At 72.5% G+C, this 13,051-nt stretch carries 13 protein-coding genes and 1 pseudogene; 7 read left to right on the forward strand and 7 right to left on the reverse strand.

Annotated features, from left to right (window positions below; genetic code table 11):
* Positions 1–672 (forward strand): methyl-accepting chemotaxis protein (locus HPY23_RS02600; RefSeq protein ID WP_236017619.1); only part of this gene is annotated, 672 nt, incomplete at its 5' end.
* A 117-nt stretch (positions 673–789) separates the two neighbouring features.
* On the opposite strand, the gene HPY23_RS02605 is transcribed toward HPY23_RS02600, so the two are convergent.
* On the reverse strand, positions 790–1,635 hold the full coding sequence (locus HPY23_RS02605) for a type 1 glutamine amidotransferase (protein ID WP_091885461.1): 846 nt from the start codon (positions 1,633–1,635) through the stop codon (positions 790–792).
* Positions 1,636–1,839: 204 nt separating this feature from the next.
* Between HPY23_RS02605 and HPY23_RS02610 the strand changes: the two genes are divergently transcribed.
* Complete coding sequence (locus HPY23_RS02610) at positions 1,840–4,032, forward strand: transglycosylase domain-containing protein (RefSeq protein WP_091885458.1); 2,193 nt, start codon at positions 1,840–1,842, stop codon at positions 4,030–4,032.
* A gap of 129 nt (positions 4,033–4,161) precedes the next feature.
* Here HPY23_RS02610 and HPY23_RS02615 read toward each other — a convergent pair whose 3' ends face one another.
* Both HPY23_RS02615 and HPY23_RS02620 read right to left on the reverse strand, forming a co-directional pair.
* Positions 4,162–4,515, reverse strand: a complete 354-nt coding sequence (locus tag HPY23_RS02615; RefSeq protein WP_091885456.1) for a DUF427 domain-containing protein — start codon at positions 4,513–4,515, stop codon at positions 4,162–4,164.
* Positions 4,512–5,393 carry a methyltransferase domain-containing protein gene (locus HPY23_RS02620; protein ID WP_091885453.1) on the reverse strand — a complete coding sequence of 294 codons (882 nt, stop codon included), beginning with the start codon at positions 5,391–5,393 and terminating at the stop codon, positions 4,512–4,514. The genes HPY23_RS02615 and HPY23_RS02620 overlap by 4 nt, the downstream gene beginning before the upstream one ends.
* A 162-nt stretch (positions 5,394–5,555) precedes the next feature.
* Between HPY23_RS02620 and HPY23_RS02625 the strand changes: the two genes are divergently transcribed.
* Both HPY23_RS02625 and HPY23_RS02630 read left to right on the forward strand, forming a co-directional pair.
* Positions 5,556–6,461 carry a lytic transglycosylase domain-containing protein gene (locus HPY23_RS02625; RefSeq protein WP_091885449.1) on the forward strand — a complete coding sequence of 302 codons (906 nt, stop codon included), beginning with the start codon at positions 5,556–5,558 and terminating at the stop codon, positions 6,459–6,461.
* A 105-nt stretch (positions 6,462–6,566) separates the two neighbouring features.
* On the forward strand, positions 6,567–6,815 hold the full coding sequence (locus HPY23_RS02630; RefSeq protein ID WP_060845825.1) for a hypothetical protein: 249 nt from the start codon (positions 6,567–6,569) through the stop codon (positions 6,813–6,815).
* 52 nt (positions 6,816–6,867) lie between these two features.
* On the opposite strand, the gene HPY23_RS02635 is transcribed toward HPY23_RS02630, so the two are convergent.
* The 4 genes from HPY23_RS02635 to HPY23_RS02650 form a co-directional block, all read right to left on the reverse strand.
* The gene (locus HPY23_RS02635) at positions 6,868–8,073 is read right to left on the reverse strand and encodes a pyrophosphate--fructose-6-phosphate 1-phosphotransferase (RefSeq protein WP_091885447.1); all 1,206 of its coding nucleotides are present in this window, start codon (positions 8,071–8,073) and stop codon (positions 6,868–6,870) included.
* Between the two features lie 69 nt (positions 8,074–8,142).
* A complete protein-coding gene (gene fabI / locus HPY23_RS02640) occupies positions 8,143–9,009 on the reverse strand; it encodes an enoyl-ACP reductase FabI (RefSeq protein WP_060849195.1) in 867 nt (288 codons plus the stop codon).
* Between the two features lie 157 nt (positions 9,010–9,166).
* On the reverse strand, positions 9,167–10,099 hold the full coding sequence (locus HPY23_RS02645; protein WP_060849194.1) for a DnaJ C-terminal domain-containing protein: 933 nt from the start codon (positions 10,097–10,099) through the stop codon (positions 9,167–9,169).
* Between the two features lie 186 nt (positions 10,100–10,285).
* Positions 10,286–10,765, reverse strand: a complete 480-nt coding sequence (locus HPY23_RS02650) for an RT0821/Lpp0805 family surface protein (protein WP_060845823.1) — start codon at positions 10,763–10,765, stop codon at positions 10,286–10,288.
* Between the two features lie 121 nt (positions 10,766–10,886).
* On the opposite strand from HPY23_RS02650, the gene pdxH reads away from it, so the two are divergent.
* From pdxH to HPY23_RS02665, 3 genes and pseudogenes are all read left to right on the forward strand, one after another.
* Positions 10,887–11,495 carry a pyridoxamine 5'-phosphate oxidase gene (pdxH, locus tag HPY23_RS02655; protein ID WP_082742390.1) on the forward strand — a complete coding sequence of 203 codons (609 nt, stop codon included), beginning with the start codon at positions 10,887–10,889 and terminating at the stop codon, positions 11,493–11,495.
* A 185-nt stretch (positions 11,496–11,680) separates the two neighbouring features.
* Complete coding sequence (locus HPY23_RS02660; protein WP_060845821.1) at positions 11,681–12,403, forward strand: SDR family NAD(P)-dependent oxidoreductase; 723 nt, start codon at positions 11,681–11,683, stop codon at positions 12,401–12,403.
* Positions 12,396–13,051 (forward strand): annotated as a pseudogene (locus tag HPY23_RS02665) (hypothetical protein); the annotation flags it as partial. The gene HPY23_RS02660 and the pseudogene HPY23_RS02665, both read left to right, overlap by 8 nt.

The raw sequence follows: 13,051 nt of genomic DNA on the forward strand, positions 1-13,051 counted from the left end.
GGCGACGTCGGCGCGGTCGCGGCGGCGACCCGGGAGCTCGGCGCCTCCGTGCGCGAGGTCGGCCAGCAGGTCGGCGAGACCGCCGGACTCGCCCGCGCCGCCGTCGCCGAGGCCGACCGCTCCGCCGCCCTGGTGGGCGCCCTCAGCGAGGCGGCCGCCCGGATCGGCGACGTCGTCACGATGATCTCGGCGATCGCCGACCAGACCAACCTCCTGGCGCTCAACGCCACGATCGAGGCGGCCCGCGCGGGGGCCGCGGGCCGCGGCTTCGCGGTGGTGGCTGCCGAGGTCAAGGAACTCGCCGCCCAGACCGCCAAGGCCACCGGCGAGATCGGCGGCCAGATCGGCCGCATCCAGGGGGCGACCGACGACGCCGTGCGGGCGATCGAGGCGATCGGCGGGCGCATCCGCGGCATCGACGGCGTGGCGGCCGCGGTGGCGGCGGCGGTCGAGGAGCAGGAGGCGGCGACCCAGGAGATCCTGCGCGCGATGGAGCGCGCCACCGCCGGAACCGGCTCGCTCACCGCGACGATCGGCGCGGTGGCCGAGGCCGCCGGCACCACCGGCACCGTCGCCGACCGGGTGCTCGCCTCGGCCGATGCGCTGACGCATCAGGCCGAGCATCTCGGCACCGAGGTCGAGCGCTTCCTCGGCGGCGTCCGGGCCGCCTGACACCGGATCCGGAAGACTGCTTCCGGATCCGGTGTCACCAGCCGGCGCGGCGCTCGAGCGAAGCCGAAATCCGCATTGCGAAGCCTCCGATCGGATTTCGGATGAGCGGCACCGGATTCACGGTCTCCGTCGCGGTCGCACCAGCCGGTCGAGGAAGTTCGCGATCTCGCGCCGGCGGCGCTCCGGCGCCAGCACCTCGGCGGCGACGCCGAGGCGCCAGGCGAGGTCGGCCCGCCCCTCCGGGTCGCCGTGCAGGTCGCGCAGGGCATCCACGTAGGCGTGGAGCGCGGCCTCGTCCGGGCACAGGCCCGCCTGTACCACGCCCTCGGCGGAGAGCCGCAGCATCGCCGCGACCTCGTCGAGGTCGAGCTCGGGATGGTATTGCGTGCCCCAGAACACCCCGTCGCCGAGGCGAATCTCGATCGCCTGGACGTCGAGGCGGTCGTTGCCGGCCAGCACCGTGCTGCCCGGCGGCGGCTCGACCACCGCGTCGTCATGGATCGCCGGGGCATCCCAGGCCGGCGGGCGGCCTACGAGCAGCGGGTGGTCCGCCCCGGCCTGCGTCCGGGTGATGGCGCGGGCGAGCCCGTATTCCGGCCCCCGCGGGTTGCGGGCGGCCCGGCCGCCGGCGATCGTCGCGGCCACCTGCACGCCCCAGCACGAGCCGAAGACCGGCACGCCGGCCTCGAGCGCCGCCCGCACCAGGTCGCATTGCCGTGTCACGGCGGGCCCGCCATCCTCGACGTGCAGGGTCGAGCCGGTCAGAACCAGGGCGTCGCAGTCGGACAGCGCCCGGGGCAGAACCGCACCCGCGTCGGCCGGGGCGACGAGGTGGCAGACGGCGTCCGGCGCGAGCGCATGCAGGATGCCCGCATAGGTCTCGGCGGAGGTCTTGTCGCAGACCGAGAGATGCGTCTCGCGGCCGGCCCGGTCGTTCCCATCGGCCACCAGCAGGTGCAGCATGTCGGCTCCTTGTGAGAGCCTCCGCAACGCCGTCGGAGGTGGCGCGTTCCGGCGCGGCTTGCCGCATGCTTTGGATCGAAGCGCTAAGACACGGGAAACGTTCGACAAAATTTCGGTTAACGGCCCTTAAACCCGCCTCAATTACCGTCTCTTGAGTGCCCCACGCGGGCCGGTTCGTCCGGGGGCGAAGGGGAACTCGGCAGGATGGCGAAGGGACGCGAGCGGACGGGTCGGGTCGAGCCCCGCTTCGAGGCGGAGGGGACCGGGGATCCGGCCTCCCTCGACCTGCGCCTCTCGCGGGGCGATCGGGCGGGAGGCGGCGTGGCCAAGGGTACCTCCAAGGGCACATCCAAGGGTTCGGCCAAGGCCGCCCCGAAGCGGGCCGCCCGTGCGGCGGCCCCGGCCCCGCGGCGCCGGCGGCGCTCGTTCCTCGGCTCCCTCGTCTACGGCACGGTGATCCTCGGCCTCTGGGGCCTCGTCGCGGTGGCCGGCATCGTCGCCTACCACGCCTCGCAGCTGCCGCCGATCGACCAGCTGGCGGTGCCCAAGCGCCCGCCCAACATCGCGATCCTGGCTGCCGACGGCTCGCTGCTCGCCAATCGCGGCGAGACCGGCGGGCGCACGGTGAGCATCCGCGAATTGCCGCCCTACCTGCCGCGCGCCTTCGTGGCGATCGAGGACCGGCGGTTCTACTCCCATCTCGGCATCGATCCGGTCGGCATCGCCCGCGCCATCAGCCAAAATTTGACTCGCCGCGGCGTCGCCCAGGGCGGCTCGACCCTGACCCAGCAGCTCGCCAAGAACCTCTTCCTGACCCAGGAACGGACCGCCTCGCGCAAGATCCAGGAGGCGATCCTGGCGCTCTGGCTCGAGCACAAGTACACCAAGGACGAGATCCTCGAACTCTACCTCAACCGGGTCTATTTCGGCGCCGGCGCCTACGGCGTCGAGGCGGCGGCCCAGCGCTACTTCGCCAAGCCCGCCAAGGAGGTGACGCTGGCGGAGGCCGCGATGCTCGGCGGCCTCGTCCAGGCGCCGTCGCGGCTGGCGCCCAACCGCAACCTGCCGGCGGCCCAGGCCCGCGCCGCGCAGGTGCTGGCGGCGATGCAGGAGCTGGGCTTCGCCAAGCCCGCGGACGTGAAGGTGGCGCTGGCCCAGCCGGCGAAGCCGGCGCGCGCCAAGGGCGGCGGCTCGGCCAACTACGTCGCCGACCTCGTGATGGACGTGCTCGACGACTACGTCGGCAAGATCGAGACCGACGTCTCGGTCCAGACCACCGTCGATCCGGGCCTCCAGGCGGTGGCCGAGCGGTCGCTGGTCGACGAGCTGAACCAGAAGGGCGGGCGCTACAACGTCGGCCAGGGCGCGGTCGTGACGATGCGGCCCGACGGGGCGATCCGGGCGCTGATCGGCGGGCGCGACTACGCGCAGAGCCAGTTCAACCGCGCCACCACGGCCAAGCGCCAGCCCGGTTCGGCCTTCAAGCCGTTCGTCTACCTCGCGGCGGTCGAGCGCGGCCTGACCCCCGACACGGTGCGGGAGGACGCGCCGATCAACATCAAGGGCTGGAACCCCGAGAACTACTCGCGCAACTACAGCGGCCCCGTCACCCTGCGGGACGCGCTCGCCCACTCGCTCAACACGGTCGCGGTGCGGCTCGGCGTGGAGGTCGGCCCGAAGGCGGTGGTGCAGACGGCGCAGCGCCTCGGCATCACCTCGGCCCTCCAGGCCAACGCGTCGATCGCGCTCGGCACCTCGGAGGTGACCCCGCTCGAACTCGTCGGCGCCTACGCCACCTTCGCCAATGGCGGCATGGGGGTGATCCCCTACGTGATCGCCGGCGTGAAGACCGTCGACGGCCGTACCGTCTACAAGCGCGCCCCGAGCGGCCTCGGCCGGGTGATCGAGCCCCAGGCCGACGGCATGATGAACGCGATGATGCACGAGGTCTTCGTCAGCGGTACCGCCAAGAAGGGCGACATTCCGGGCTGGGATCTGGCCGGCAAGACCGGCACCAGCCAGGATTTCCGCGATGCCTGGGTGATCGGCTACTCCGCCACCCTGGTGACCGGCGTCTGGCTCGGCAACGACGACGGCGAGCCGACGAAGCGGGTGTCGGGCGGCAACCTGCCGGTGGAGATCTGGAACCGGGTCATGGTGGCGGGCCTGCGCGGCGACAAGCCGGCGCCGCTCCCCGGCGCCGCCCGCTGGCGCCGCACCAGCAACGCCGTCGCGGCGGCCAACCCCGCCGAGCCGCCGACGATCGGCGGCATGATCGACGACCTCCTCGGCGGCGGCCAGCCCGCTCCCGCCCGGCCGCAGCCGGCGCCCCAGCGCGGCGGCCCGAGCCGGGAGGACAAGAACTTCCTCGAGCGGCTGTTCGGGATCGGGGAGTGAGAGGAATTCCGGACGACGTGTTCCGGAATTCCTCCCGCGAGCCCGCACGATGGCGCCGTCGCCCCGCGCGCGTCGGGTGATGGGGACATCATGTGAGGCGGGCCGCACGGCGCCCGCTGAACGGGTCGTTCAGTCCTCGAATTCCTCGATCGCGTCGACCTTGCTCGGGTAGAACGCGAGATGATCCTTGATCGCCGCCACCGCCGGATATGGGGTCTCGTAGCTCCAGACCGCGTTGGCCCGCTCGACCCCGCCGGCGGTGAGGGAGAAGTAGCTGGCATCGCCCTTGTGGGGGCAATGGGTGCGGTGCGCTGTCCGTGCGAAGAGGTCCATTTCGGCATCCTCGCGCGGGATGTAGAGCACCGGCGGCATGGCGCCCTCGCGCAGGGTCAGCGCCCGGGTGGTCTCGGCGACGATCGTGCCGCCGAGCATGACGCGGATCCGGTGCGGGTTCGGCGTGATCGTGATGGATGGGCCCATCATGACGGCTCCTTGCGTTCCACGGTGCCGAGGGCGTCGGCCAGCCGCGCCTGGGCGCTGCCCGGCCGCAGCGGCTTCTGCTGGCTCTCGTGCGGCACCCAGCCCGAGAGCCAGATCATCTCGAAAGTCGCCCGCAGGCGCCCGTCCGGGTCGGCGAAGCGCTCGGCGTAGAGGGCAGCGGCCCGCATCAGGGTCTCGCGACGCAGGCCGCCGCGGCGCTCGCGCAGGGCGTTGGTCAGCCCCATGGCCCGCAGGTCGCGCATCAGCCCGAACGGATCGCCGTAGCGCACCGTCACGGTCTCGACGTCGGCGACCGGCAGGGCGAAGCCGGCGCGCTGGAGCAGGCCGCCGACGTCGCGCACCTCCGCGAACGGCGCCACCCGGGGGCTTGCCCCGCCCTCGACCTCGCTCTCGGCCTGGGTGAGGACCTGGCGCAGCTCGGTCAGCGTGCGCCCGCCGAGCAGGCAGCCGACGAACAGGCCGTCGGGCCGCAAGGCCCGGCGGATCTGCACCAGCGCGCCCGGCAGGTCGTTGGCGTGCTGGAGCGCCAGCAGCGATACGGCGAGGTCGAAGCTCCTGTCGCCGAACGGCAGGGTCTCGGGATCGCCGACCGCGACGGCGAGGCCGGGCCCGCCCGGCTCCGCCACCGGTGCGAGGCGGATGACGGATTGCGCCCGCCCGCTCGCCCGCAGCCAGGACGCGGCCGCCGGGACCGGGGTGGCGAGGTCGAGGGCGTGGGGAAATTCCCGCAACACCGCACCGAGGCGGTCCGACAGGTCGTCGACCGCCCGCGCGACCAGGAAGTCGGCGAAGCCGGCGCGGCGGGCGCGGGCGAGCCGCTTGCGGATCAGGGGGGCGTCGAACAGGAGCGGCGAGGACATCGCCCGCTAGATGGCGCGGGACCGGGCCCGGCGCCAGGGCCGGTGCGCCCGCGAGACCGGAAAGGCGTTGTCGATCCCTCGCCGATCCCTTGCAGGCCACTCGCCCAGCCTCTTGCCCGGCCCCTTGCCGAATCGTTCAAGGAATTGAGGTAAGAGGGCCTGGTGACCCGCCCCCCTCTCCTCCTCCCGGCCTGGCTTCTCGTCGCGGCCTGCGTCCTCCCGGCCGCCGCCGTGGCCGCACCGGTGCGGCCGGCGCCCGCATCGCAGGCCAAGGATTCGGGAGGCAAGGAGGAGACGGTCGAGCAGGCCCTGTGCCGCCTGATCGAGGGCGCGGCCCAGTCCAAGGGTCTGCCGGTCGCCTTCCTGACCCGGCTGATCTGGCGCGAGAGCAGCTTCCGGCCCGGCGTGGTGAGCCCTGCCGGCGCCCAGGGCGTGGCGCAGTTCATGCCCGGCACGGCGCAGGAGCGTGGGCTGACCGACCCGTTCGATCCCGAGCAGGCGATCCCCGCCGCCGCGCGCTTCCTCCTCGACTTGCGGGGCCGGTTCGGCAATCTCGGCCTCGCCGCCGCGGCCTACAATGGCGGGCCCGGCAGGGTCTCGTCCTGGCTCGCCGGCACCGGCGGCCTGCCGGCGGAGACCCGCGCCTACGTCGCGGCGATCACCGGGCGCAGCGCCGAGGACTGGGCCGCCGCCGCCAAGGCCGACACCAAGGGCGATCTCGTCGAGCCGGAGGGCACGACCTGCCTGCAGGTCACGGCGTCCCTGCGCATCCGCGGCCGCACCGAGACCTTCTTCGCGGGTGCCGCCGCGACGCTCGCACCCTGGGGCGTCCAACTCGCCGGCAATTTCTCGAAGTCGATCGCCCTGGCGAGCTTCGGCCGGGCCCGCGACCGCTACGCGGCGATCCTCGGCGACGTGCGCCCGATGGTCATCGGCACCCGGCTGCGCCACCGCGGCACCCGGGCGTTCTACCGCATCCGCGTGCCCGCCGAGACCCGCCCCGGTGCCGAGGCGCTGTGCAACCGCATCCGCGGCGTCGGCGGAGCCTGCCTGGTGCTGAAAACCTGAGGTTCACGCCGCGTCACCCAAACGGGTGATGACACAACCTCCGCCCCCTGTTTCGCTCGGCAGCCGACCAAGGGTCGCGCAGCGGGCGAGCAGGGAGGAAGGCCCATGAAGTTCGGCGACGGCGTGCCCCGGTGGGCCCGGAGACGGGTCGAGCGGCACATGATGCGCCATGGCGACGGCCGGATCGTGCGGTGGATGTCGTTCGGATCCGGGCTCAAGCCGGGCGCGGTCGAGGCGATGGCATCCGAGACGGCCCCGGTCGACACGGTTGGGAACGTGGTTCCGTTCCTCCGCCGGCCGTCCCACGCCGGACCCGGCGGCCATGCCTCGACGCTCGACGCGACGGGGTCGTAATTTACCACCTAGAGTTCAAAAGAACCGGCGCCCATCGTGGCGCCGGCCTCCGTCAGCCGCGGGGCTGTCCGATCGCGTCCAGCATCGCGGTGAACCAGGCAGCCTCCGGATCGAACGCCTTGCCGCCGCGGATACGCGGAAACTCGATCGCCCGCAGCCGGCCGTCCCGCTCCTCGTCGTGCCCGATCACGCCGGAGACGCCGGTGAGGCCGCACTCGACCGCGTAGTCGACCATGCCCTGGATCAGCCGCAGATCGTCGGCGTTCGGGGCCGCCGAGCGGGCGAAATGGCCGGATTTCAGCACGAGCGACTTCTCCGCCCCGATCATCGGCGCGAAGCGGTCGGCGAACCACTTGCCGACGTTGACCGTATCGATCTTGACGTGGCCGAAGGGGTCGCGGCCCAGCACCTCGCCCCGCCCCTCGATCTCGGCGACGATCTCGTCGAGGCCGGCGCCCTCGCTGAGAAAGATCGTGACGCAATCCTTGGCGTCGAGCCGTGCCTTCAGCCGGGCCGCCTCGCGGGCGATGTCGAGGGGCATCTCGGGCAGGTAGACCGCGTCCACCTCCTTGTGCGCCCGGTCGAGGCCGAATTCCGGCACGGACTCCGTCCGGTCGAGGCGGTCGCGATAGGCCTTGGCCGTCGCGGCGGTGAGCCAGCCACACTTGCGGCCCATGATCTCGTGGACGATCAGCATGCGCGGGTTGGCGCTCTGCTCGTTGACGATGTTCTCGGCGAAGAGCGCGCCCTGCTCGGCCGCCGTCCAGGCGCCCAGCGTCTGGCGGATCGGCACCACGTCGTTGTCGATGGTCTTGGGCAGGCCGACGACCGTCAGGTGGTAGCCGTTGGCCTCGAGATAGGCCGCGAGGTCGGCCGCCGTGGTGTTGGTGTCGTCGCCGCCGATCGTGTGCAGCACGCTGATTTGATCGCGGGCGAGCTGCTCGGCCGCCACCTTGAGCGGGTCCTGCCCTTCCTTCACCAGGCCGCGCTTCACGCAATCCTTGACGTTGGTGAGCTTGATCCGGCTGTTGCCGAGCGGCGAGCCGCCGTGGCGCAGCAGGAGATGCGCCTTGGCCCGCACCTCGGGGGTGACCGGGATGTGGTCGCCGAGGAGCAGGCCCTTGTAGCCGCTGCGATAGCCGATGATCTCGGCCTCGGGCGCCAGGTCGGTGTAGCGGGCGATCAGCCCGCCGACCGCCGCCGACAGGCAGGGGGCGAGGCCGCCCGCGGTGAGCATGGCGATCTTCAGGGTAGGCATGGTTGGGCTCCGCGTGTCCGACGCGAAGCCCATAGTGGGCCGAACGGCCGTGGGGTCCAGCCCCCGGGCTCAGTCCTTGTCGAGGCTGAGGTCCGGCGCCTCGGGATTCTTCATGCCCACGACGTGGTAGCCGGCATCGACGTGCAGGATCTCGCCGGTCATGCCGCGCGACATGTCGGAGATCAGGTAGGCGGCGGTCTCGCCGACCTCGTCGATCGTCACGGTGCGGCGCAAGGGGGCGTTGTACTCGTTCCACTTCAGGATGTAGCGGAAGTCGCCGATGCCGGAGGCGGCAAGCGTCTTGATCGGGCCGGCCGAGATCGCGTTGACGCGGATCTTCTGGGGGCCGAGATCGGCCGCGAGGTAGCGCACCGAGGCCTCGAGCGCGGCCTTGGCGACGCCCATCACGTTGTAGTGCGGCATCCACTTCTCGGCGCCGTAATAGGTCAGCGTGAGGAGCGAGCCGCCGTTGCGCATCAGCTTCTCGGCCCGCTGGGCCACGGCCGTGAACGAGTAGCAGGAGATCAGCAGCGACTTCGAGAAGTTCGCCTCGCTGGTCTCGATGTAGCGGCCGGTCAGCTCGTCCTTGTCCGAGAAGGCGATGCAGTGGATGACGAAGTCGATCCCCTCGGGGAAGTGCCGGCCGGTGGCCTCGAAGGCCGCGTCGATCGAGGCCGGGTCGGTGACGTCGCAGTGGCCGACGACCGCCGCGTCGAGCTCGCGCGCGAGCGGTTCGACGCGCTTCTTCAGCGCCTCGCCCTGGTAGGTGAAGGCCAGCTGCGCGCCGTGCTGGTGGGCGCTCTTGGCGATGCCCCAGGCGATCGAGCGGTTGTTGGCGACGCCGAGCACGAGGCCGCGCTTGCCGGCGAGGAGCCCGGTCTTCAGGGATGCGGCCTGCCCGTCATCCTGCACCTGTGCCCGGTTCGAGTCAGCCAGGTTCGAGTCAGCCATGAGTCACCCAAAGAACAGCCGCCACGGGGGGCCGGCGGCAGGGCGGACCCGGCCGTCCATGGCTCCCCAGGGGTTTCCTTAACCGACGCCCGCGGGCGACGGAAGTGCGCCGGCTCCTGTTATAGCCCGCGCGTTCCGAACTCTACGGGGTCGCGGCGGCCGCCCGGCGCTTGCGGGCGAACTCGGTCAGGGCCTCGTCGGCGCTCGCCGGCAGGGTGATGGCGACCGTGGCGAGCAGGTCGCCGCGGGTGCCGTCCTTCTTCGGCAGGCCCTTGCCGCGCAGGCGGAAGACCCGGCCCGAGCTGGTCATCGGCGGGATCTTCATCTCGACCGCGCCGGTCAGGGTCTGGATCCGGATCGGCCCTCCGAGCACCGCGTCCTCCAGCGGCACCTCGGCGGAGGTGCGCAGGTCCGAGCCCTCGACCTGGAAGCGCGCATCGGGGGCAAAGCGGATGGTGAGGAGGGCGTCGCCCGGCTCGGCGCCGTGGGCGCCCGGATAGCCGAGGCCGCGCAGGCGGATCACCTGCCCGTCGACCACGCCCTTTGGCACCACCACGTCGACCTCGCGGCCGCTCGGCAGGTTGAGGCGGAGCTTGGCCTCCCCGGCGACCTGATCGAGGCCGACCGTGAGCTCGGCCGCCACGTCCTCACCCTTCTGGGGCGCGCCGCGGCCGGCGCCGCCCGAGCGGAACGCCTCGCCGAACAGGTGCGAGAAGATCTCCTCGCCGAAGCCGCCGGCGGCCCCGCCGCCCGCGCCGCCCCGGCCGCGGGCCATCGATTCGAAGTCGAAGCCGCCGGCACCGCCGCCGCGCCCGGCGCCGCCGCCGAAGCCCTCGAAGCCGGTGAAGCGGGGCTTGCCGTCGCCGTCGATGGCGCCGCGGTCGAACTGCTCGCGCTTCTTGGCGTCGCCCAGGATCTCGTAGGCCTGGTTGACCTCGGAGAAGCGGTCCTGCGCCTTGGCGTCGTTCTTGTTGCGGTCGGGGTGGTAGGCCTTGGCGAGCTTGCGGAAGGCCTTCTTGATCTCCGCCTCGTCGGCCGAACGGCTCACGCCGAGTACGTCGTATGGGTTGCGCATGGCGATCCGATGGCGATTCGAGCGGCCCCGCATCCGGCGCGTCACGGGCGGGAGCGGGGCCGCGGCTTGAAAGAGATGTGCCCTATCTGGCGACCGTGTTGCCGGATTGCAACGCAGGCGGAGCGGGAGGCTGCGAGGTTACGGCACTTCCCGCGCAAGCGCCATTCGGACCGCCGAACCGGAGGCTCAGCCCGGCTTGGACGTGGCCTTGAGGCTCTTCAGCTCCCAGGCACCGCCGGAGGGGCGGCAGCCGGTGCCGCGCACGAAGCGGTTGTTCCCCGGCCCGATCACCGAGGCGAGGAAGCCGCGGCAGATCTCGTCGTTCTTCACGAAGGGCAGCCCGGTCGGGTTGATCATGCCGCGCATGCCCGAATCCGGGTTGTCCCACTTCACCGGCTGGCCGTTGCCCTGCGGGTCGAGGGCGACGGAGAGGGCCGCCTTGGCCCGGCGCCAATCCTCGCCCGAAAGGTCGGAGCCGAAGCTCTTCGGCGCCGCCGGCTCGATGCTGCCGGTGCTCTCGGGCTCCGGCGGGGCGGCGTCCACCTGCGGGGTGAACATGATGAGCGGCTGGCTGCAGCCGCCGAGTGACAGGACGCCGCCGAGCACGCCCGCCGCACAGGCGAGCCCGAGCGTCACCGAACCGACTTTACACGCACCGCGACGCATTACACCTAATCTCAAGACCGGACGGCCCGCCGCGACGCATCACCTTGCGACGCCGACCCGCCCCCGGTTCGGTTGTCACAGCGGCACTCCAGCGGAGTGCCATTTGGGTAAGGACGATGCCGTGGACGGGTTAACGAAGGGTGATTTCACGCAGAACCCGGATCCGTGGGACCTGTTCCGGCAATGGTTTGCCGACGCACAGGTCTCCGAGCCGGAGGATCCCAACGCCATGGCGCTCGCGACCAGCGGCGCCGACGGGATGCCGGACGTGCGCATCGTGCTCCTGAAGGATGCCGACGAGCGCGGTTTCGTGTTCTACACCAACACCCTGTCGATGAAGGGGCAGGAGCTCGCCGACAACCCGCAGGCCGCCCTGGTGATGCACTGGAAGAGCCTGCGCCGGCAGGTCCGGGCCCGCGGGACGGTGACCAAGGTCTCGGAGGCGGAAGCCGACGCCTATTACGCCTCGCGCCCCCGCGACAGCCGCCTCGGTGCCTGGGCGAGCCGCCAGTCGCAGCCGCTGGAGAGCCGCGACGTCCTGATCCGGGCGGTGGACGAGATGCGCGCCCGCTTTCCCGACGAGGCGGTGCCGCGCCCGCCGCACTGGACCGGCTACCGCATCGCCCCGGTGACGATGGAGTTCTGGCAGGACGGCGCCTACCGTCTGCACGACCGGGTGCGCTTCACCCGCGAGGGCGAAGCCTGGACGGGGAACCGGCTGTACCCGTGAGGGGCGGGCCTCCCGGACCGTCGCGTCCCTGAGGCGCAACCTTTGCTGCGGCGCGGCGAGCCCTGGATTTCCGGGTCGCCGGGCCCTACCCTGAGGCTCTCGGCGCCCCGCACGACCGGCGGCGCCCGCACCGGACATCCCGAGGAACGGCCGTGGCCCCACCGTCGAACGAACGCCGCCGCGTGATGCTGCTCACCGGCGCGAGCCGGGGCATCGGCCATGCCACCGTCAAGCGCTTCTCGGCGGCGGGCTGGCGCGTCATCACCTGCTCGCGCCACGCCTTCCCGGAGAACTGCCCCTGGGAGATGGGCCCGGAGGACCACCTGCAGGTCGACCTCGCCGACCCGGAGGACACGATCCGCGCCGTCAAGGAGGTGGCGGGCCGGCTCGAGGCCGAGGGCGGGCTCCTGCACGCGCTCGTCAACAATGCCGGCATCTCGCCCAAAGGGGCGGGCGGCGCGCGGCTCGGCGCCATCGACACCCCGTTCTCCGACTGGCAGCGGGTGTTCCAGGTCAACTTCTTCGCACCCATCCTGCTCGCGCGCGGCCTGCGCGACGAGCTGACCCGGTCGCGCGGTTCGATCGTCAACGTGACGTCGATCGCGGGCTCGCGCGTCCATCCCTTCGCGGGGGCGGCCTACGCCACCTCCAAGGCCGCGCTCGCCGGCCTCACCCGGGAGATGGCCTCCGATTTCGGTCCCCTCGGGGTGCGGGTGAACGCGATCTCGCCCGGCGAGATCGACACCTCGATCCTCTCGCCCGGGACCGACAAGCTGGTGGCACAGATCCCGCAGCGCCGCCTCGGCACCCCCGACGAGGTCGCCAAGGCGATCTACTTCCTGTGCACCGAGGCCTCGTCCTACGTGAACGGCGCCGAGCTGCACATCAACGGCGGCCAGCATGTCTGAGCGGGCGGCGCTCGCTCTCGCGCTCCTGCTTCTCGCCTCCCCCGCCGCCGCCGAGCCGCGGGTCGCGCTCCTCGACCTGCCGTTCCGGGTGACGCAGCTGCGCGACGCCGCCAGCGAGGCGGCGCTCGCCGTCGCCACCGCCGGCCTGCCGCAGCTGCCCCGCAAGCCCGGGCCGCTGGCGGTCGCCTGGGGCGAGACGGGTGCGGCCGTCGTCACCCTGGCGGGCGACACGGTGACGGTGATCCCCCTCCCCCTCGATGCGATCGAGGGCCTGACTGCTGGCGAGACGCCGAAGGGCGCGGTGCCGGGCTCGCGCCGGGTGCTGGCCGGGCCGTTGAGCGCCTACCTGTCGGGGACCGGGCCGGACGGCCACCGGACCGCGACCGCCCTCACCTTGCGCGAGCGCCAGCCGGTGGCGATGAGCGCCGACCCGAAGCCGGTGCCGGTCGCGACCAGCGCCGTGTCGCCGGGCCCCGGCGCGGTCTTCGCGGCCGACGCCCTGCGGCCGGTCGAGATCGACGGAACCGTCAACCTGCTCGCGGTGAGCGAGCGGCCGGAGGGCGCGAGCCTCGCGGTGATCGGGCGCCGGGACGGCGCCTGGCAGGTGCGCGGCGCGACCCCGCCCGAGCCCGGCCCCCTGAGCCTCGC

The sequence above is a fragment of the Methylobacterium ajmalii genome (assembly GCF_016613415.1).
Taxonomy (GTDB): domain Bacteria; phylum Pseudomonadota; class Alphaproteobacteria; order Rhizobiales; family Beijerinckiaceae; genus Methylobacterium; species Methylobacterium ajmalii.

Coding starts and splice junctions, on each gene's coding strand:
- HPY23_RS02605 (WP_091885461.1), bottom strand. CDS start 1,635: ATGCTGCACCTGCTGGTGGCCGATGGGAACGACCGGGCCGGCCGCGAG.
- HPY23_RS02610 (WP_091885458.1), top strand. CDS start 1,840: ATGGCGAAGGGACGCGAGCGGACGGGTCGGGTCGAGCCCCGCTTCGAG.
- HPY23_RS02615 (WP_091885456.1), bottom strand. CDS start 4,515: ATGATGGGCCCATCCATCACGATCACGCCGAACCCGCACCGGATCCGC.
- HPY23_RS02620 (WP_091885453.1), bottom strand. CDS start 5,393: ATGTCCTCGCCGCTCCTGTTCGACGCCCCCCTGATCCGCAAGCGGCTC.
- HPY23_RS02630 (WP_060845825.1), top strand. CDS start 6,567: ATGAAGTTCGGCGACGGCGTGCCCCGGTGGGCCCGGAGACGGGTCGAG.
- HPY23_RS02635 (WP_091885447.1), bottom strand. CDS start 8,073: ATGCCTACCCTGAAGATCGCCATGCTCACCGCGGGCGGCCTCGCCCCC.
- HPY23_RS02645 (WP_060849194.1), bottom strand. CDS start 10,099: ATGCGCAACCCATACGACGTACTCGGCGTGAGCCGTTCGGCCGACGAG.
- HPY23_RS02650 (WP_060845823.1), bottom strand. CDS start 10,765: ATGCGTCGCGGTGCGTGTAAAGTCGGTTCGGTGACGCTCGGGCTCGCC.
- HPY23_RS02660 (WP_060845821.1), top strand. CDS start 11,681: ATGCTGCTCACCGGCGCGAGCCGGGGCATCGGCCATGCCACCGTCAAG.